The 16,976-nt window shown below is 62.5% G+C and carries 20 protein-coding genes; 5 read left to right on the forward strand and 15 right to left on the reverse strand.

Annotated features, from left to right (window positions below; genetic code table 11):
- Positions 1-67: 67 nt before the first annotated feature.
- A complete protein-coding gene (locus tag OMP44_RS10480; protein ID WP_280307753.1) occupies positions 68-517 on the forward strand; it encodes an Lrp/AsnC family transcriptional regulator in 450 nt (149 codons plus the stop codon).
- A 207-nt stretch (positions 518-724) separates the two neighbouring features.
- On the opposite strand, the gene OMP44_RS10485 is transcribed toward OMP44_RS10480, so the two are convergent.
- The 6 genes from OMP44_RS10485 to OMP44_RS10510 all read right to left on the reverse strand — a co-directional run bounded on the left by OMP44_RS10485 (position 725) and on the right by OMP44_RS10510 (position 6,084).
- Positions 725-1,456, reverse strand: a complete 732-nt coding sequence (locus OMP44_RS10485) for a TraI domain-containing protein (protein ID WP_280307755.1) — start codon at positions 1,454-1,456, stop codon at positions 725-727.
- A gap of 80 nt (positions 1,457-1,536) precedes the next feature.
- Entirely contained in the window at positions 1,537-3,054 is a 1,518-nt protein-coding gene (locus OMP44_RS10490; protein ID WP_280307758.1) for a conjugal transfer protein TraG N-terminal domain-containing protein, read from the reverse strand.
- Positions 3,055-3,069: 15 nt separating this feature from the next.
- Positions 3,070-3,255 (reverse strand): hypothetical protein, encoded by a 186-nt coding sequence (locus OMP44_RS10495; protein WP_280307759.1) that lies wholly within the window; start codon positions 3,253-3,255, stop codon positions 3,070-3,072.
- 155 nt (positions 3,256-3,410) lie between these two features.
- Positions 3,411-4,745, reverse strand: coding sequence for an integrating conjugative element protein (locus OMP44_RS10500; RefSeq protein ID WP_280307761.1), 1,335 nt, complete (start codon positions 4,743-4,745; stop codon positions 3,411-3,413).
- 74 nt (positions 4,746-4,819) lie between these two features.
- A complete protein-coding gene (locus tag OMP44_RS10505) occupies positions 4,820-5,755 on the reverse strand; it encodes a TIGR03756 family integrating conjugative element protein (protein WP_280307763.1) in 936 nt (311 codons plus the stop codon).
- Positions 5,752-6,084 (reverse strand): TIGR03757 family integrating conjugative element protein, encoded by a 333-nt coding sequence (locus OMP44_RS10510; protein ID WP_280307766.1) that lies wholly within the window; start codon positions 6,082-6,084, stop codon positions 5,752-5,754. Before OMP44_RS10510 ends, OMP44_RS10505 begins: the two co-directional genes overlap by 4 nt.
- Positions 6,085-6,502: 418 nt before the next feature.
- Here OMP44_RS10510 and OMP44_RS10515 point away from each other — a divergent pair, with 418 nt between their 5' ends.
- Both OMP44_RS10515 and OMP44_RS10520 read left to right on the forward strand, forming a co-directional pair.
- Entirely contained in the window at positions 6,503-6,973 is a 471-nt protein-coding gene (locus OMP44_RS10515) for an Xre family toxin-antitoxin system antitoxin (protein ID WP_280307768.1), read from the forward strand.
- On the forward strand, positions 6,970-7,473 hold the full coding sequence (locus OMP44_RS10520) for an RES family NAD+ phosphorylase (RefSeq protein WP_280307770.1): 504 nt from the start codon (positions 6,970-6,972) through the stop codon (positions 7,471-7,473). Before OMP44_RS10515 ends, OMP44_RS10520 begins: the two co-directional genes overlap by 4 nt.
- Positions 7,474-7,745: 272 nt before the next feature.
- On the opposite strand, the gene OMP44_RS10525 is transcribed toward OMP44_RS10520, so the two are convergent.
- The 9 genes from OMP44_RS10525 to OMP44_RS10565 are packed head-to-tail and all read right to left on the reverse strand — an operon-like array spanning position 7,746 to position 15,375.
- Positions 7,746-10,613 carry a conjugative transfer ATPase gene (locus OMP44_RS10525; RefSeq protein ID WP_280307772.1) on the reverse strand — a complete coding sequence of 956 codons (2,868 nt, stop codon included), beginning with the start codon at positions 10,611-10,613 and terminating at the stop codon, positions 7,746-7,748.
- Positions 10,613-11,041 (reverse strand): TIGR03751 family conjugal transfer lipoprotein, encoded by a 429-nt coding sequence (locus tag OMP44_RS10530; RefSeq protein ID WP_280307774.1) that lies wholly within the window; start codon positions 11,039-11,041, stop codon positions 10,613-10,615. Before OMP44_RS10530 ends, OMP44_RS10525 begins: the two co-directional genes overlap by 1 nt.
- On the reverse strand, positions 11,022-12,416 hold the full coding sequence (locus OMP44_RS10535) for a TIGR03752 family integrating conjugative element protein (protein ID WP_280307776.1): 1,395 nt from the start codon (positions 12,414-12,416) through the stop codon (positions 11,022-11,024). Before OMP44_RS10535 ends, OMP44_RS10530 begins: the two co-directional genes overlap by 20 nt.
- The gene (locus tag OMP44_RS10540) at positions 12,403-13,293 is read right to left on the reverse strand and encodes a TIGR03749 family integrating conjugative element protein (RefSeq protein WP_280307778.1); all 891 of its coding nucleotides are present in this window, start codon (positions 13,291-13,293) and stop codon (positions 12,403-12,405) included. The genes OMP44_RS10535 and OMP44_RS10540 overlap by 14 nt, the downstream gene beginning before the upstream one ends.
- Entirely contained in the window at positions 13,290-13,958 is a 669-nt protein-coding gene (locus tag OMP44_RS10545; protein WP_280307780.1) for a PFL_4703 family integrating conjugative element protein, read from the reverse strand. Before OMP44_RS10545 ends, OMP44_RS10540 begins: the two co-directional genes overlap by 4 nt.
- Positions 13,955-14,374, reverse strand: coding sequence for a TIGR03750 family conjugal transfer protein (locus OMP44_RS10550; RefSeq protein WP_280307783.1), 420 nt, complete (start codon positions 14,372-14,374; stop codon positions 13,955-13,957). The genes OMP44_RS10545 and OMP44_RS10550 overlap by 4 nt, the downstream gene beginning before the upstream one ends.
- Positions 14,375-14,395: 21 nt before the next feature.
- Positions 14,396-14,767, reverse strand: coding sequence for a TIGR03745 family integrating conjugative element membrane protein (locus tag OMP44_RS10555; RefSeq protein WP_115946408.1), 372 nt, complete (start codon positions 14,765-14,767; stop codon positions 14,396-14,398).
- Between the two features lie 12 nt (positions 14,768-14,779).
- Entirely contained in the window at positions 14,780-15,019 is a 240-nt protein-coding gene (locus OMP44_RS10560) for a TIGR03758 family integrating conjugative element protein (RefSeq protein ID WP_115946264.1), read from the reverse strand.
- Complete coding sequence (locus OMP44_RS10565) at positions 15,016-15,375, reverse strand: integrative conjugative element protein, RAQPRD family (RefSeq protein ID WP_280307790.1); 360 nt, start codon at positions 15,373-15,375, stop codon at positions 15,016-15,018. The genes OMP44_RS10560 and OMP44_RS10565 overlap by 4 nt, the downstream gene beginning before the upstream one ends.
- Positions 15,376-15,877: 502 nt before the next feature.
- Between OMP44_RS10565 and OMP44_RS10570 the strand changes: the two genes are divergently transcribed.
- Positions 15,878-16,135, forward strand: coding sequence for a hypothetical protein (locus OMP44_RS10570; protein WP_280307792.1), 258 nt, complete (start codon positions 15,878-15,880; stop codon positions 16,133-16,135).
- 564 nt (positions 16,136-16,699) lie between these two features.
- Positions 16,700-16,957: a hypothetical protein gene (locus OMP44_RS10575; RefSeq protein ID WP_280307795.1), complete on the forward strand. Its 258-nt coding sequence runs from the start codon at positions 16,700-16,702 to the stop codon at positions 16,955-16,957.
- The last annotated feature ends 19 nt before the right edge of the window (positions 16,958-16,976 follow it).

The following is a 16,976-nucleotide window of genomic DNA, read 5'->3' on the forward strand; positions in this document are numbered from 1 at the left end:
GCCTAGAATGACGGCTCCCGCGTCGGCGGCCCCCGGCCCCGACGCCCGCCCCCGGCAGGCAGCCACGATGTTCACCAAACTCGATCCGACCGACTGGCAGCTTATCCACCTGCTGCAGCAGAACGCCCGCGCCTCCAACGCCACCCTGGCCCGCCAGCTGGGCCTGGCGCGCACCACCGTGGTCACCCGCCTGGCGCGCCTGGAGCGCGATGGCATCATCCAGGGCTACGGCCTGCGCCTGGGCTCCGAACTGGAACAGGCCGCCGTGCGCGCCTACTGCGCCATCAGCGTCCTGCCGCGCAGCACCGCCGGCGTCATCCGCGCCCTGGAAAAGATGGTCGAGGTCGAGGAAGTCTCCTCGGTCAGCGGCCAGTTCGACTACCTGGCCTTCCTGCGCTGCACCACCCACGAAAAACTCGACGAACTGCTCGACCGCATCGGTAATCTGGAGGGGGTCAAGCAGACCCAGACGTCGATCATCCTGAATCGGAAGATCGACCGGCGCAGTGGCACTTAACGACCTTTTCATAATCAGGTGGGAATGATATCGGTAGCTCGCGGACGGTCTGGTTTGGTGTCAGCTCATTTAGGTGTACTACGACAGTTCACTGCTGGTATCTGCGGTGTTTTTCCTGTAGGCATCTAGCGCCCAGTGAACGCTAGATTATGGTGCCCAAGGCCACCTGTCCGAATCGTGAAGCTTGCGCGCCAATTAGCGTCCGATTCAACAGGTGGCTTGGTCCATGACCGCTTGGGAGGCCTGGAAGGTCAGGTCGCCCAGGATCCCGGCCTGCGCTTCCTGACCGCTAATCATGAAAAGCAGGTTCGTCCACAGCGTCTCATAGCCACGGAGCCAGGCGAGCAGGTCTGTATCCAGGACGTGGCTGTACATCAGGGCAGTGGCAGCGCTGTGAAGGCGATAAGGCTGTTCAGGCAGGTAGTGGTAGCAGTAAGGCCGACGCAGCGGACCTTGCCAGGGGTACCACAGTGAACCGTCGTCCTGTTCCACGCACAGATCGACCACCAGCTTGCCAAGGTCCTGCAGGAGCGCTGCATAGGCAACGCCCGCCGTCCAGGCTTCAGCTTGCGCTGCCTGCTCCTCGGGCGGCGCACCGATTGGTAGCAGGCAAGCCTGACGCAGACGCAGCGCATAGCAGACCCGTTGCAGGGCGTGGTCGAGCATGCCGCCTGCATAGCGGTACGGCCCGTCCAGGGATACCGGAAAGGCCTGGACCAACTCGGCGTAGCGCTGCAGTGGCGTCCGGTACAAGCGATCAAATTGCTCACGGGATACGGCGGTTCGCTGCCAGATCTGGTCCATCAACGTCTGGCGTTCGGGGCGCTCCAGTAATTCCGCGCCGGGTAGAGGGTGATGCAAGCCATTACTCGCTAAGGCTGAGGTATTAGAGGCCGACGATACGGCCGCATGGAAGTGGCGACGCCAACGCATAAACATGGTGAGCGCTCCTGGGGTGTAATAGATCTGAGCCGCTTACTTGCGGAGTCTGTGTGACGTAGTGGCAGGTCCAATGGCCATCAGCGCATCGCCTGCCGAACGGCGTCCGTCCCTCTGGCGCCAGCGCGGCGCGCATCCTGGGTACCGCTCGCCAGTGCCTGAAGGGCCGCACCGGCCCGTAGGCCTGCCCAGGTCAGAGCCGTTATCCAGAACGTTGGAAAGGCGATAAACATCGTGGCCATGACGAAATTCAACAACAGGTCACCGAAGGCGTTGTTCAGGCCAATCAGCGGATCGAAGTTGCGGTAGGGACGTCCGGCGCCAAAGCCCCAACCATAGAGGGCATCCAGGATGGTGCTGTCGAGCCAACGGGCCAACTGAAACCAGAACTCCACGAAGAAGAGCGCGAACTGCACGGTGCTGAGCGTCAGCGTGGTCTTGAGGTCGTAGGTGCCTATGACCAGCAGCAAGGGAAGGCCAATCACCAGCGCCATTTTTAGCAGCGACAGCACCATCGGCAGTGCCTGACGCACGACGTCCATAGCGGGAAAGAACCCCAGGGATCCCAAGGCCAATCCCGTGTCTCCGGCCAAACGGGCGGCCATGTTAGGCAGCGACATATCCACCTGGCCGCCATAGTCGGTGTAGACCTGACCCTGATTCAGCTTCTGCTGGCGCGGCGCGACGACAGCGCGTATGACCGCATCGTCTACGGTCTGCCGGGAGACAAAGCCTGCCCACTGCGCCAGACGGTTCAGCAGGCCGGCATCAACCTGTGTCAGCAATCGCTCGCGCAGCCCCCGTCCTGGATCGGACCACCATTGGCGACAGGTTGGATAGCCTGCGCCGTTGGGACCCGGTGCCAGGCCTGCATCACGCGTCGCTTCGTAAGGCCAGGCGGCGCGTGGGGCACGCGCCCGGTCGATGTCATAAAAGCCGGGTGAGTTGAGAAAGTAGCGAGAGCCGATCCAGGTAACGTCATAACGCTGATCCGCAGCCAGGCCAGGGCGCTGCATGAACAGCCGGGCGCGCGAAGGGCCGTAGCACTCACGGGTGAAGTCGGCTACTTCCTGTGCGAGCAGTGGATCGGCAATGCGTGTGGCATCGAGCTCCATACGGATCTGTCGCAAGTCCGTGCCGCAGGGAATGGCCGCGATGGCCGCACCGGTCACAGCCTTTGACAGCGCGTGCACAAAGAACCACCAGACCGGTATCAGGGCCTGCTGTCCATTGAGCTGGGTATAGCTCAGGGCCCAGCCGGTCTTGGCAGGGGCCGCAACATCGACTTGGCATTGGCGGGATCGGGTCGTATCAAACTGAAGGGTGTTCAGCGATACCGGGATCATGGGAATCGCTGCAAAGGCGATGATGCCGATCGCCAGGAGCATGCGGCTTTCGATGCGCCGGCTGGACAGTAGGCTCTGCTGGCTTTCATCCGCACTGACTGTACGAGCGTGTAGCCATTCCTGGGCCACGATCAGCAGAAAGGGCAGCGCAAAGAGACCGCTGGCCAGCAAGAGATTCCAGATGCCGTTATGGATAAGCCAGCCGACCAGGGTGAGGTAGTACTCAAGGTAGTCCGTGGTGTAGAGCGTCATGACAAGGTGTCCTCACTACACGGCGTGGGCCCAAAGGCGCCATTCCGCAACCGCCAGTGTCGACAGGGCCAGGCCTTCCAGCAGGTACAGACGTATCACGCCGCGTGATGACCCTTCGCGGGCGCGTACCCGTTGGTGCAGCCCATACCAGCCCCACACCGTGAGGCCATACAGGCACAGCCGCCACAACAACAGGAGCATCGCGTGCGCCTCCACCCAAGCGGTCCAGACCTGTAGTCGGTCTAGGGAAGGTTGGCCGAATTGCGGTGCCAGGAGGAGCACCACCAGGAGCACCAGCGAGGCCAGTGAGCGACGCCGCAGGCATTGTTTGCGGACCGCACGCCAAATAAGTTGCCTCATGGCGCATCCTCCTGAGGGGCCTGAATCACATCCAGGCGGCGGGGCGCGGCATCACCCTGGAAGATGCCGCTTGAGCGAGCGGCGCGTTCGCGTTGGCGATCGACCACACGCGACGCCGCATTGGTCGTCAGCGTCCTGCGCAGCTCCAGCTCGGTCTTCAGGTTACCGACCTCCTGGGTCAGGGTTTCCTGCTCGGTACGAAGGGTGCGCGTGGCGATCTCATTTGCGGCGACGTTGGGCTCCTTGAGACCGGTCAGCAGCAACCGCTGGAGCAACAGCGCTTGCTCCACGACGCGTGACAAGGCCACCTCGGAGGCAAGACGCTCGCTTAGTACATCTCGGTCCGGCTCATCGCGTAAGGCCTCGATGACACCTCGGGTGACGGGCAATGCGCGGCTACCCGCAGCGGTAAGGTGCTCGGAGGTGGTGGGCGTGGTGCCTGCCACGAGGTCGCGCAGCGTGCGCAGGACCTTGTCGTACTCCTCCTGGATCAGCGGCGTCAGGCCTACGCCGGGTGTGGTTTGGGTCTTGGTGCACTGCGTACAGGTTCTAAGTTCGCGCTCTCCTAAGACTCGATTGGCCCAGGCTGTCGCGGCGTGGGGCGACGGCCAGACCTGACAGATCAACCGGTCGTGGCACTGCGCGGGGTCCAGGTCGGTGGTCTCTTGAGCACTTCGCCCGTTGAGCAGGTTGTAGCCTGCCCGGGTCACATCGCTGATCAGGCGAATTGGGGGCTGATCACGTCCTCCTGCTGGCGCGCCGGCCACCCACGGCACGCCCTGCTGACCCCCGCGCGTTTCAGCCTGCTCGACCGCGGACACTCCGTCGCGACTGGCAAGGGTTTGCTTGAGCGCCATGCCTTCGGCTAGCTGATCCCATCCGGCGCTTCCGCCTGCGAGATCTGCCATGCGACCGGCCAGGGCGCGGCAACTGGCCTTGGAGCGATCAAAGTCCAGGCGCGCCTGCAGGATGCCGTTGGTGAGGAGGTTATACAGGGCAGGATCTGCCCGTTGGATGATGAGCGCGGGCAGTGAGGCCACTGCCCTGGTGGCGTTCTGGATGACGTTGTTCATCAGGCTGTGAAAGCCGTTGGTGACGCCATTGAGCTGATTTTGCACCGTGGTCGACAGGCTCATGTCGCCACAGACCAGGTTGCTGTTCCAGCCAACGCCCACACCCAAGCTCTCCATGTTGCCCGCCGGGCTCATGGACACCGCCCGGCCGCCGCCAATGCTGTAGAACACCTCGTCACTGAAGACCGGTCCGCTGAGGTTGATACCTGTGTTATCCAGGCGAAGTGATTGCGCGCCACTGTTGGTGAGCAGCAGCATGCCTGTGACGAGGTGCAGAGCCCGCCAAAGGCCCATTCGATGAGGAGGGGTCATGGAGATACCTACTGAGATCGCTACAGAAAGTCCTGGCTGCCCAGCAGCACCTGGCCCTGGCGCTCACAGCAGGCATAGGGGCGCCACAACGCCCAGGCGTAGTCGCCCTGCATGGCCTGTGGCCCTGCTTGGTCATGTGGGAACACCACGCAGGTGGACGAAAGCCGAGGCGCCAAGGGCTGCCACCTACCGGTTTGGGCATCGCCCTCTTTGAGCGGGCCGGCAGGCCAGTAACCCGGTTGCGGCTGCGCCCGCAGCGGCTGGTAGACGTGGGGCTGTCCCTCCCGTGTGACGATATCGCCTGCGCGCTGGGCGATGACGGCAGCGCCCTTGTAGTCATCGGCTTGATGCACAAAGCCGGTCCGGGGATAGACGGTGCTCCAGAGGTTGGCCTGCGCGCGGGTGCCAATCTCCCGTAGGCCGGGCGACACCGCTTCAGGATAGGCGCGCTCGGGTACGCCATATCGCCAGGCCAGGGTATCGAGGGTGCTGAGCAAATAGGGTTTGAAAGGCGTCCCGGCGCCACCGCAGGTGTAGCCAAACTGGCCGGCATACTGACCCAGGGCGGCAGCGCCGGGATGACCGATCACATCCGCATTCTTAAATAGGGCGAGGTTGTTTTCATGAGCATCGGCGCTGGTTCCTGCGCCGCCTGAGCGCGCCATGGACGTCGTCGGACTCAGCGCACGCAGGGCGTGCCACGGGTTTTCACCGGTGTTCGAATAGCTGGCAACGACGGCGTCCGGAACGTAATGCCTGACTTTGAGCGAGGTGCGGACGCTACAGCCGCCTAAGGTGCAGTAAAGCCAGTAGCAGATGCCGACAACGCGGTACTGCAGGCAGTCGGGTGAGGCCACCGAAGCCACGATCGTCGGGGTATCCAGCGCCAGTGCTGCGGTCGTGCTGGCAAGGGTTCCGGCCAGCAGCAAAGGACGCAGGCGAGCAGAACGCTTCATGGCCGGCGGCCCTGCTGGCGTTCGATGCGTGCCACGGCCCGGGCCACGTTCGTATCGCCATAGACGACGTAGCGGTGATCAACCACTACGGCCGGTAGGTGGGTAAGCCCCAGATGCCAGGCCTGTAGGAGATCTTGGTAGGCATGGGTCAGTTGCAGGGTGAGGACCGGCGTCTGTTCCAGGCGATGGCAAACCCGTTGTTCAGCAATCGCAAGGTCGGGTGGTAGGTCTCGAGAAAGCGCTTCTTGCAGCCACGAGGCCTCGTCGAGCAGAACGACACGGGCACCCTGAGTCTGAGTAAGTGGATGGTGGCGGTCCGTATAGGCCACAACGTCCGTAGCCTCTGCGCGAAGGCAGGCTAGCCCCAGGACCAAGGGCCCCAGGCAAGTAGGGCGATACCGGGCATTACGATGGGGCATGGCGGCAGTCGTCTCCAGGCACGGGGATATGCCTAGTTCAAAAGACGACGAAGCCGAGTACCAGAAAGAATAGGGAAGCGGGCCTTACCGGATTTTTAGCGACGTTTTGCTTGAGTGCGCATGCGGTCAGCACCGGAGAACACCCTTTGTGGGCTGCAGTGATCGATGCTCAACTAAAACTCAACTGGCAGCGGGTCTGGACCACGCTGCCCCGTGCTGCGAAAGGCTGGAATGAGCGCTAGGCCAGCGCGCAATTGCTCATAGGTGTAGTGCATCATGCGCCAAATGTCGGTACCGTGTATGTCAAATGACGCTAGAGGGTTTTGTCATGACTACTGTCACCAGCCGGTCGACCAAAGACTATAACCTAGCCAAGCCGACATGGTTTCTCCTCCACATTGATGCTGGCCAGCTGAGTGATTACGACATCTACAAACGCACTACAGAGGGCTTTCACCGTCACGACGTAGATGCGTTGATTTCGGCATATCAGCCTTTGGCGCACAAAAAGATCACCAGTCGCATCATTGGCAAATCGATCCGTACGCTGCAACGCCAGAACAGCTCAGGCCGCTCCGAAAGGCTGGATGCTCTTCAAAGCGCGGTCGCGTTTCAGTACGCCAAGGTGCTAGAGGACGCAATCAATGTGTTCGGTGACCAGCAGCTTGCAGAGCAGTGGTTGAGTCGGCCCTGTAAGTATCTCGACGGAGACATTCCTTTAGATGTCATCCATAACCCGATGGGGTTTCAGGCGGTCGAAGACTATCTAGAGCGAATTAAGTACGGGGTCTATCAGTGAATGCTTTGCCTTGGTCGGGAGCGTGGCATGCCTGGCGCCTCGACCGTGCTGAGTTTGCGGACACATGGGACAAAGGAATCGGAGCTCATAAGGTGGGTGGCCGATGGAATCCGCCGGGGCGCCACGTTGTGTACGCGGCTGCGGATCCTGCTACCGCGATCTTGGAAGTCGCGGTCCACACCGGGTTTGACCTGCTGGACATCGTTCCGCATGTGCTGACTTGCTTCACCGTGCTTGATCCAGACCTGATCAAGGTCGTGCAACCCGAGGACGTTCCTAACCCCAATTGGTTAACTGGTGCCCGGCCCTCTCCGAATCAGTGTCAGTTCGGGGACAACCTGTTAGCTAATTGTCCGTTTGTCCTCATCCCCTCCACGGTGTCTCGACACTCGTGGAATCTGCTCATGAGCTGCGATTTGGCAGAAGGTTCATACCGGTTGGAAAGCCAGGAGCGGTTTGGCCTCGATACGAGATTGGTTAAAAAAGTGAGCGAAGAGTAGAAAGATCAAAAGCGTTGCTCACGCGAACCCATTACTCTGATTTGCGTTTCGCGTGCTTTCGGGAGGACTTTCCAGCGTGAAACCAGCCTTACGGATGTAAAGCACCGCTGCTGCTGACGGTAAATTACCGCCTTGCTTGGATAAATCGATTTGGCCACGCTTGGGTGGAGCATGCAGATTAGGGTATGCGTTTTCTATAAAGCCTATGGCAGTGCGGCGACTGATCATCCCTGCGGATAATGAGCGACAGGTCTGCCTGAGCGGCCGCTTGTTCAGTTAGGCGGCGGCCTAGGAGGGTCCAGGAGGGCCGTGGTAATGCCACGCTGCTGGTCAAGCGCCTCTGCCATTTTGAACGCTGCGTCCAACTCGCTGAGCCCGTCCTGTTGCATATAGCGGTAGCGCTCAGCTTTTTCTTCCGGGTCGGTCATGGCCAAGGCCAGAACGAGGCTAGGCGGTACCACGCGAAAGAGCGTTTCCATCGACTTGGACAGGATAACCCCTTCGCTAAACTTGCCCGCTTCCTTGCGCGCCGAGCGCATCAAGGCCTTCTGCGCCGGCGTCAGCTCGCGAAAGCGAGCGATCTTCTCGACTTCGTCGGGAGGCATCGACAGGCAGATCCACCACTCGATCATGTTGAGCATGGGTTCGGCTGCTGCTGGCAAGTCGTCCAGATTCTGAGTGGCCAGCCAGAACCAGGCGCCGAGCTTTCGCCACATCTTGGTGATCTTGACCACATAGGGTGCCAGCAGTGGGTTCTTGGTGATGATGTGTCCTTCGTCGGTGACATTGATCAAAGGGCGTCCCAGGAACTGATCGCGCTCAGCCAGGTTGTTCACGGCGTTGATGAGGCTGACGTAGGCCACGGCAAGCTGCGCGCCATAGCCTTCCCGGGTAAAGGTAGCTAGATCCACCAGGGTGATGTCAGCCTCCAGCCAAGGCGTGCCGGGGCGATCAAAGAGCTCTCCGTCGCTGCCCTGACAGAACAGACTCATGGCTTCGGCCATGTCCAAGAGGCGGGCGCGTTGAGGTTCGGGAAGGGCGTCGTCGCGCACCTGCTCGCGTAACGTGGCGCAGAGATCGCGGGTCAGCACGGGCTGTCCCTGCGCGACACAACGTTCGGCGGTCGCCAACAGGCACTGACGCAGCAGGCTTCGGTCTGCGCGGGTCATGCGTGCGTCCTCGCGTGGATCACCGCCGGTGATCATTAGGCGCGCGATGATCTCCAGTTCGCCCAAGACATCACGTTGCTCATCCGACGCCTCCGAATGCTCACCCTCTGTACTGTCGAGCGCTTCGGTCATGGTTGGTGTGACCAGTCGCCAAGCATCGGCAAAGGGGGCCAGGCTGATGCCGCTGCCCGGTGTGAGGGTTACGCGGTGAACGGATAACCCCAGGCGGGCGGCGAAGTCGGCAAACAGCCCAAAGGAGTTACCGGCCTCGACGATGAATAATCGAGGTCGGTACAGCGCGGTCACCTGCTGCAGCAGGTAATTCAAGGTCGCGCTCTTGCCCGACCCGGTTGGACCGAACAGAAACAGGTGGGCGTTCATCTGGCGATCAAGGCGGCTCAGCGGGTCGAAGGTCACCAGACCCCCACCTCGATTGAAGAAGGTGATGCCGGGATGACCCGTTCCCGTACTACGGCCCCAGACAGGGGCCAGGTTCGCGGCGTGCTGCACGAACATCAACTGGGTATACCAATGCCGGCGGTCGGCCGCAGGATCAAAGACGGCGGGTAGCCAACGAAGGTAGCTGTTAAGCGGCGCCACCTCCGCGTCTTCGCGTACCACCTGCAGGCCTGCCGTCAGCAGCGCGTTGTTAAGTGTGTGGCAGCGTTGGCGCAGACTCTCCATTGCCGGTGCGCGCACATAGAACGCCAGCGCGCCTCGATACAACTTGTGCTGTCCGCCAATCAGGGCCCGGGCCTGCTCGACGTCCTGGCGGGTGTGCAGGGAGGCGAGGGTGTCGCCCACGGCCTTGCGTGCCAGGGTATTGAGCTGCGCTTCCAATCCATCCTGTGGCGTTGCGACTACCGTCAGGCACATCACCGTGCCCTCTGGTAGCTGATCCATTACCGCATTGAGGGCCTCACCATGCCGCATCTCACCGCTCAGGTGGCCTGCTTCCGGAGGTCGACGCAGTCGATCAACCACCAAGACGCGATGAGGTTGATCGTCGAAGTACCACACCCCGGTGGTTCGGTCTGAGCGAGGTGGCGTGAAGAAAAGGCGCTGCGCAAAATCGGTCCCGCTGGCCAATTCCAGGGCGTCGGGTGGTGTCGTGTCCGGATAGCGGGTGAGGGCGTAGAAGCGTGCCTTGTCGGCGTCGGTATGACCTAGGTGAGTAGGATCGGGATTGAACCAGCGCAGCAGCCAATCGTGGATGGCGGCAGCGTCCAGGCGTGTGCTGGACACACCTGCGCTGGCGAGCGCCGCGGTAAGGCGCTCGCAGGTTGCATTCAGGGCTTGCTCAGGTGGTGAGACAGGGCTGCGGCGCGTGGTGGCGGGAAGGCGCCGGTAGACGACCATCCGGGTACGGCGGTGCTGCCCACGCCAGGGCAACTGGGTCACGGTGGTGTCGTCGAACAGTCCGCCGGGCGTGCTGACCGCCTGCAGGTGGCGGGCGGTCAGGCCCAGGTAGTAGTGCGTGAAGACGCTGTGACGTGCGAGAGGGCGGACGTAGTCGGACAGTGTGTTGAGGTAAGCGTCGAAGGTGGGCTCGTCCTGGGCATAGAACTGTACGACCCAAGGACTCTCGTCGTGCTCATCGAGTGTTTCCTGCAGGGCGGTTTCTACGGCGTCGCGCGCTTGCGCGAACCAGTCAGGCTCGCGTCCTTCTGTCGCCAGTGGTTGCAACTCGAAGAAGGCTGCCACCGAGCGGCCATCGTCCAAGAGCATGCACTGCGCGTCAGGCAGGTATTCCACCCACGGCAAAAGATCGACGAACGAGGGCGCCTGGGCGTACAGCCTGTCCTGATCCGCCTGGGTAGCAGGCCGGCGTTTGGACGGGTCCAGGCAGGCGCCTGGGGCGGCCAGCCCGTGCTTGGCTAGCCGCATGACATGGGCCTGCCAGGCATCCGATGACTGAGGATCCGGTGTCGTCTGGCGCAGGCGCGGCCAGCGGAGCCAAGCGCGGCGCATCAGTAGTCCTCCACGCGCTCACCGGGCAGGGCGTAGGGTACGTGTCGATAGAGCGGAAATACTGTGCTGTAGCCTGGTACCGGAACCGACTCCTCGCCGGCCAAATGCGGGAAGACATACATCACCAGGTCAGGGTTGGGCAGGCGGGGAAATTGCTGGTTGAGTACCTGAGCGCGCTGGCGCAGGTCCGCACGCGGGCCGCTGGAGGGGTGCTCATCTGCGACGGATAGTGGGCGACGCACCTGCTGCCGGGCCTCGCTCAGGCGAGCCTCGGCGCCCTGGACACTGCTCGTGTGGACACGCCAGAGGTCGAGCATGCTGTGATCACCGGGCGGCAGTAGGGTGTCCTTGCTGGCGCAGCCTGCCAGCGCAAGGGTCAGCAGCGGGGTGGCAAGCGAGAGCGTCGTATTAGTCCAAGGGCGCTGCATGGAGTCCTCCGGTCAGGTGATGAACGCGTCGCCCCTGGGGGGCGTAATCCAACGTGCCAGGCCGCTCCAGGTGAACCGCGACCTGGGCGCCGGGTTTGACGTACACCGCCGCGAAGGCTTGGCCATAGAACCGATTGACCCACTGCGACAGGTCTTGCATGCCACTGGCTAGGATTTGGTTGAGCGCCCCCTGTCCGGACGTGCTGGTGGTGCCGAACGTGCCGGCGCCGCTGAAGACGGCATGTGTGCTCTTGTCGGCTGAAAGCAGCGATGCCGCGCCGGCACCTGCGGCGGTGATCAAGGCCTGCGAGCCCAGGTACTGGGCCGCATTGCTACGCCGTTCACCCGCTACGCAGGGAATGCCCTGGTCATCGCTGATCCAACCCAGGGCGTTGTCCGCCGACTCACCTCGCCGGCCCTGGCCGCTGGGCGGGTCATCGTCAGGTAGGGTGCGGATCGTGCCGTCGGTAAAGACAAAGGTCAGGCTGCGGATCTGTCCGCGGACGCAAGACAGGGTCCAGTCGCCGGAGGCCGTTCCGCTAACCACGGCGCCGGCCACGTCGGGTAATTCGATGCCGTTGGCGGTCAGGTTGTCCGGGCCGATCAGCACCTTGAAGGGGTAGGGGTCATTCACCGTGCCATCGACAGGGACCCGTCCGATCAAGGCCGTCATGGCGACCGAGCCCACCAGGGTGGCATTGGCTGGCAAGGTATAGACCGGTTTGGCCGGAGCATCAGGTGCATGGCTTATTCGGTCGTCAGGGACTGCGGCGGGTGGCGACTCAGGGGCTAATCCCAGCTGCAGTGGGTGCGCCTGGCTCTTGCTGGACGCAGCGTCAGGCGGCACATCGCTTGGCTCAATCCAGCGCAGTGGTACTTCAGTCGACGCCTCTTGGGTGGGCTCCAGGCCGAGTCCTACCGGCAGCTCCGTGGCATCGTCCTGTGCGGGGGTGTGCAGGCGCTGCTTGACGTCGTTGAGCAGTTGTTCGGTCTGCTGCCGTTCACGCGCCAGCTGCTCCTGAGCCTGCTGCCGCTGCGCCCGCTCAGCCTGCAGGGCGTGTTCGATTCGCTGATCCACCAGCGCGGTTGCATCCTCTGGACGGCCGGGCGCATGACGTGACTGCTGCACATCGCGCGTTGCAGTCTCAAGCTCCTGACGCAGCTGCTTGACCTGAGCTACCAGGGTCGCGACGGTGTCCCGAGGGGAGTCGCCTTCAACCCCCAAAGCGGCGCGTTCCTCTTGGGTCAGCGCATGAGCGGTTTCGGGCTCAACATCAGACGTACTGGAGGACCCGGTGCATCGCGTAAGGCCAACGGCAGTCATCATTCCGGCCAGGGGAATGGCCGCCCATTTGAGTAGGCTACTGGTCTTCATCGACATTACCGTGGCGCAGCGCGGGCAAGACAGGAGGGCGAGGTGCGACGTCTGGGAAGGGCGTGACCCTGGGGAGCAAGGCGCCCCGCAGTCCCTGGTGGCGAGTGACGAGATAAACCACTGTGGTATCGGTGGCCTGACCGGACGGGCCAAGGTCGGGGTGCTGGAAGGTGGCAGCCACAAAGTCGCCCTGTAGTGCCTCGGGCACCAACGCGATAGGACGTGCGCTTTGATTGCTCAGGCGAACCGCGGTGACCCGCAGGTGCTGCAGTTGCCAGGCGGCAAGGGCGCGCGCCCTAATCGGTAGCCCCGGCAATAGGCTGTCCAGGGGCAGCTCTTTCTCCACCGCGGCGGAGCGAATGCCCTCGACTGGCTCAAGGGTGCGTAAGGGTGCATAGAGACGCTGGGCGGCATAGCGGGTCAGGGCCATCGCCAGGGCCGCGTCCGGAACGCTCTGCGCAGTACCGGCTTCAGGCGTAGTCAGCGCAGGCGGCGAGCCCTCGTCTGGCGCATCTAGGACGATACGAATCGGCTCCGCTGCCGGTTGCCCCGATTTGGCCGGCTCTGCAGCGACGTCGAGCAGGATGATCATGCCTGTCTGCACATCCTGTACCTGCAGCCGCGTGGGCGGAAGCACGGTGCTGGCGCGCAGATACAGCGCGCCGCCAGTACTTTGGATACGCAAGCGATCACTCAGGGCTGTAGGGATGCCAACGCGCACCTTGCGGTCAAGGAACACGACACGTTCCTGGCCTACCGTGAGCGGCACCGCGAGGGGCAGGCGCTGCCAGTGCAGGATCTGTGTGGCATGACCGGGTGCTGCCACACCGAACCCGAGAAACAGCGCGGCGAGCAGGGATAGGGGCTGGCGAGTCATGTGGCGGCTCCTGGGGCTTGAGCAGGCGTCGGGTCCGGATGGGGGTCGATGCGTTGTGGCGGCTGGGCATAGCAGTCCAGCGCAAGGCCGAACGGGTTGTGCTCGGGGTCTTGATCCAGCTGCACGACCTTGAGCTGGTAGCGCACCAGCGCCCGCTTGATCTGCTCGCTGCTGTAGTACTCGTCCGCCGTCAGATCCAGCGTGACGATCCAGTCGCGAGCCGAGATCACCCTGACCCGACGCGCCGGGTCCTCGCCGTAGCCGCGTCCTGGGATTTCGTAGAGGCCCCGGACACGTAGCCGCAGCTCCCCGTTGGCACGTCGACGCTGATAGTCCTGCTCGAGGAAGGCCTGGCAGGCGGGCGTGAGGTAGGCCGAGAGGGTTTTGAGGTTGCGCGGGTAATCCGCCTCGCCATCGCTGGGCCAGCGCTGCAGCTGCTGCCAGATGTAGAAGGCGAAGGCATAGACGTTTTCGGGCGGTACGTCCCACCAGCGTCGAGTGCTGCCTGAACGCAGGTCAGGCGGTATATGGATGGTCAGATCCCGCGGCGCGCTCCACCAGCCGAGGCCCAGTAGCAGCGCCAGTAGGGCCAGGGCACCGGCGGCCAGGCGAAGGGTGCGTATGTGCGCCTGCAGATGCACGATTTCGTGGCGAAAGCGGCTCATGACCAGCGCTCCCCTTTACGCAGGACCGGCCGGGAACGTCGTGTGCTCCAGGTGCCTGAACGCAGGATCAACCGCTGTGCGCCGACCCAGGCGGCCAGGAGGGGGAGGCGGGTTGCTACCTGCCATTGCAGGTGCCGATGCAGCCAGGTATCAGGTCGTCCGCGCTTGAGGGTCTGCAGCAATCCGCTGCTCAGGTAGAGCCCAACCGCCAGGGTGATGAGGATGCCGGTGGGCAACACCGCCAGCTGCCCAACTACAACCGCCAGCGGCAGACTCAGCCCTAGCCCGATCAACGCAAACAGGGTGGAGGCAAACCAGAGCTCATCCGCGGTCAGCCCTCGGACAACAGCCGGTTGGCGATTGAGTCGGTGGGGCAGGAACAGAACCTGGCCGTCTTCGGCGCGTACGGTCTCCATGGTGAGGGGCAGCTCCGCGCGTCAGAGCACACCGATGGCGGTGGTCAGCAGCCAGATACCCACGACCAACAGCATGGCGCCTACGGCCACGGTGAGACCAAATTGCCCCCAGGTGGCGCGGCCAGTGTGGATCTCGGAGTAGCGGGTATAGGCGTGGTAGCACACGCCGATAAACATGGACGCCACGACCAGCAGCGCAACCAGCATGACGATGTCGTAGCCGTAGTTCTGCAGGGTTTGCAGGATGCCGGTGCCCTGGCCACGGGTGGGCGCTTCCATCTTGGGCAAGCCAGCGGCGTAGGCGCCTTCAATCAGCCCGATACCACTGACGGCCGTCAGGGATTGAGCAAGACGGCGAGGGCAGATGCGCAGCAGCGACGTAGACACGTTCAGGTCCTCCACAAGTCAGGAGAGCAGTAGAAAAATCAGGGCCAGGTACAGGAAGAAAAAACGCACCGCGACGCCCAGCAATTGGCGTTGGGTCATGCGGTGTTCGGCCCAGCTCACGAAGGCCGTACGCAGTGCCCAGACGCCCCAGAGCTGAAAGACGGCAAAGACCAGGCTCAGCACCACCGTGGAGACGGCAGCAGGGGTGAAGCCACCGCTGGCCTGAAAGGCTGTGCTCTGTGCGGCGGAGAGGGTCATGGCGAGGACGCCTCATGTCGATCGACCTCGCGGGCGTAGTTACCTGCCAGCGGCTGCAGATCCCTGGGCTGGGCCCGAGACGGCGTCAGGTAGTGTTCGATGCCCTGGCGGATGCGCTGCAGGTCTTGCTGTAGGCGGGCATAGTCGAAGTGGTAGCGGGTGCCTGCAGGGGCTGTGCGCGCAGCGGTCTGGACGGCCAGGTGTTCGGTGATCGTCAGCTGCCGGATGACTGCGGCTAGCTGCTCACGCTCAGCGTCACTGTCGCCCGCCCATGCATGGGGGGCGCTTAGGGCAACCGAGAGCGGTGTGAGGAGGAGTGCCCACTGAAGTAGGGCGAGGCCTTTACGCGTTGCCATCTTGCTCGCGTCCTGAGCGATTCGATGGCGCGAAGGTGCCGTTTACGGGAGCGTCACGCCGCAGAAAATCCGATTCAGCGCGTACCCGGTTTTTTGTGGACGGCGGCCTCACCGAGAAAGCGGAGCGCACGCCAGCCGGTTTGTTGGTTGCAACCGGTAACCGCGAACGTTAGATTTTGGCTGTCGTGGTCAATCCCGCGACCGGGCGTCAGAACCCGTTAAACCAGGGCGCGGCAGCGTCATAGCCAGGCGAATATGGGTCGTTTGATCCGTTCCGCTTTTCTATGGCAGGCCGTGCGGGGCAGGCTATTGCCTGGCCGGTTCCCTTGGTTTCCGGTTTCTGACCCCCGTACGGTCTGCCACCACTTCTGTGTCAGAACGGATGGTGGCAGCTCCTTAATCAAACCAGGGAGCATAAGTAGAATGCCTCGTCCTCCTTTCAAGCCCGGGCTCCGCCTGGCCTATCCGATTGTCTGTTCCACCTCCTGCGCAGAGGTGATCCATGACTAGTCGCACCAGCACCATTGTTCCTTTTCCGACGCCTCTGCTTCGAGCGCGCCAGCCAGACTTCGAGTCGGATACGCCGGAAGCCGAAGCTGAGTTGCATATTTCAGTGCTGAACGATCTGCTGGATCAGTTGGCGTCTGAGTCGGTAGAGAACGGAGAACTTCGTCAGCAACTGCTTGCGTCGATGATGCGCGAGTTGCTTAACGATGTTGTCGTGCTTTACCGCCAAGCCCTGACAGAAGCGAGACACTAACTACAGCCTCAGCTGAAGTCGCTGCACCTGTTGGAGCGGTTAGCACTGACAGGTGCGCCCGTCTTGCCCCCTGGAGACGATCAATTCGGCGTTGCGTCGGTGCTCAGGGCGTCGGGGCTGCTCTATCCGTTGAGCAAGCAGGTAAGCCTGCAGGGTAGAGCCGCCCTGTCAGGCACTCCGCATACAGCCGGCGAATCGGCTTGTAGGTTGCATCTGGGTGCATCGGGCGTTAGATTTTGGCTGTCGTGGTCAATCCCACGACCGGGCGTGAGAACCTGGAAGTTGTCCAAGGCGCGGTAGCGTCATAGTGCTTAGCCAGTATTTGCATGCTGCGCTAATGCTCCTCTATGGCGGGCCGTGTAAGGCAGGCTTTTGCCTGGCCGGTTCCCTTGGACGCCGGATTCTCACCCTTGCACGGTCCGCCTCCTATGCTCGTGAGAAGGCTGGTAGGCGGTTCCTTAACCTGTCCAAGGAGTAAAAGGAAAATGCCTCGTCCTCCTTTCAAGCCCGGGCTCCGCCTGGAATATCCGATTGTCTGCTCCACCTCCCGCGCGGAGGTGATCCATGACTGATCGCACCAGCACCATTGTTCCTTTTCCAACGCCTCTGCTTCGAGCGCGCCAGTCAGATTTCGAGCCAGTTAGGGCAGAAGCCGAGGCTGAATTGCACGTTTCAGTACTGAACGATCTGCTAGATCAGTTGGCGTCTGAGTCGGAGGGCAAGGGAGAACTTCGTCAGAAGTTGCTTGCGTCGATGATGCGCGAACTGCTTGACGACGTTGTCGTGCTTTATAGGCGAGCACTAACACAGGCTCGACATTAGCAACAGCCCAAGCGAGGCC

Source organism: Pseudomonas flavocrustae (assembly GCF_029872515.1).
Taxonomy (GTDB): Bacteria; Pseudomonadota; Gammaproteobacteria; order Pseudomonadales; family Pseudomonadaceae; genus Chryseomonas; species Chryseomonas aestiva.

Bases quoted from the DNA above. Each gene is read 5' to 3' on its own strand.
- OMP44_RS10565 (WP_280307790.1), bottom strand. From the start codon at position 15,375: ATGGCAACGCGTAAAGGCCTCGCCCTACTTCAGTGGGCACTCCTCCTC.
- OMP44_RS10505 (WP_280307763.1), bottom strand. From the start codon at position 5,755: ATGAAGCGTTCTGCTCGCCTGCGTCCTTTGCTGCTGGCCGGAACCCTT.
- OMP44_RS10560 (WP_115946264.1), bottom strand. From the start codon at position 15,019: ATGACCCTCTCCGCCGCACAGAGCACAGCCTTTCAGGCCAGCGGTGGC.
- OMP44_RS10530 (WP_280307774.1), bottom strand. From the start codon at position 11,041: ATGCAGCGCCCTTGGACTAATACGACGCTCTCGCTTGCCACCCCGCTG.
- OMP44_RS10535 (WP_280307776.1), bottom strand. From the start codon at position 12,416: ATGAAGACCAGTAGCCTACTCAAATGGGCGGCCATTCCCCTGGCCGGA.
- OMP44_RS10550 (WP_280307783.1), bottom strand. From the start codon at position 14,374: ATGGAGACCGTACGCGCCGAAGACGGCCAGGTTCTGTTCCTGCCCCAC.
- OMP44_RS10540 (WP_280307778.1), bottom strand. From the start codon at position 13,293: ATGACTCGCCAGCCCCTATCCCTGCTCGCCGCGCTGTTTCTCGGGTTC.
- OMP44_RS10490 (WP_280307758.1), bottom strand. From the start codon at position 3,054: ATGACGCTCTACACCACGGACTACCTTGAGTACTACCTCACCCTGGTC.
- OMP44_RS10480 (WP_280307753.1), top strand. From the start codon at position 68: ATGTTCACCAAACTCGATCCGACCGACTGGCAGCTTATCCACCTGCTG.
- OMP44_RS10485 (WP_280307755.1), bottom strand. From the start codon at position 1,456: ATGTTTATGCGTTGGCGTCGCCACTTCCATGCGGCCGTATCGTCGGCC.
- OMP44_RS10500 (WP_280307761.1), bottom strand. From the start codon at position 4,745: ATGCTGCTGCTCACCAACAGTGGCGCGCAATCACTTCGCCTGGATAAC.
- OMP44_RS10575 (WP_280307795.1), top strand. From the start codon at position 16,700: ATGACTGATCGCACCAGCACCATTGTTCCTTTTCCAACGCCTCTGCTT.
- OMP44_RS10570 (WP_280307792.1), top strand. From the start codon at position 15,878: ATGACTAGTCGCACCAGCACCATTGTTCCTTTTCCGACGCCTCTGCTT.
- OMP44_RS10515 (WP_280307768.1), top strand. From the start codon at position 6,503: ATGACTACTGTCACCAGCCGGTCGACCAAAGACTATAACCTAGCCAAG.
- OMP44_RS10545 (WP_280307780.1), bottom strand. From the start codon at position 13,958: ATGAGCCGCTTTCGCCACGAAATCGTGCATCTGCAGGCGCACATACGC.
- OMP44_RS10495 (WP_280307759.1), bottom strand. From the start codon at position 3,255: ATGCTCCTGTTGTTGTGGCGGCTGTGCCTGTATGGCCTCACGGTGTGG.
- OMP44_RS10525 (WP_280307772.1), bottom strand. From the start codon at position 10,613: ATGCGCCGCGCTTGGCTCCGCTGGCCGCGCCTGCGCCAGACGACACCG.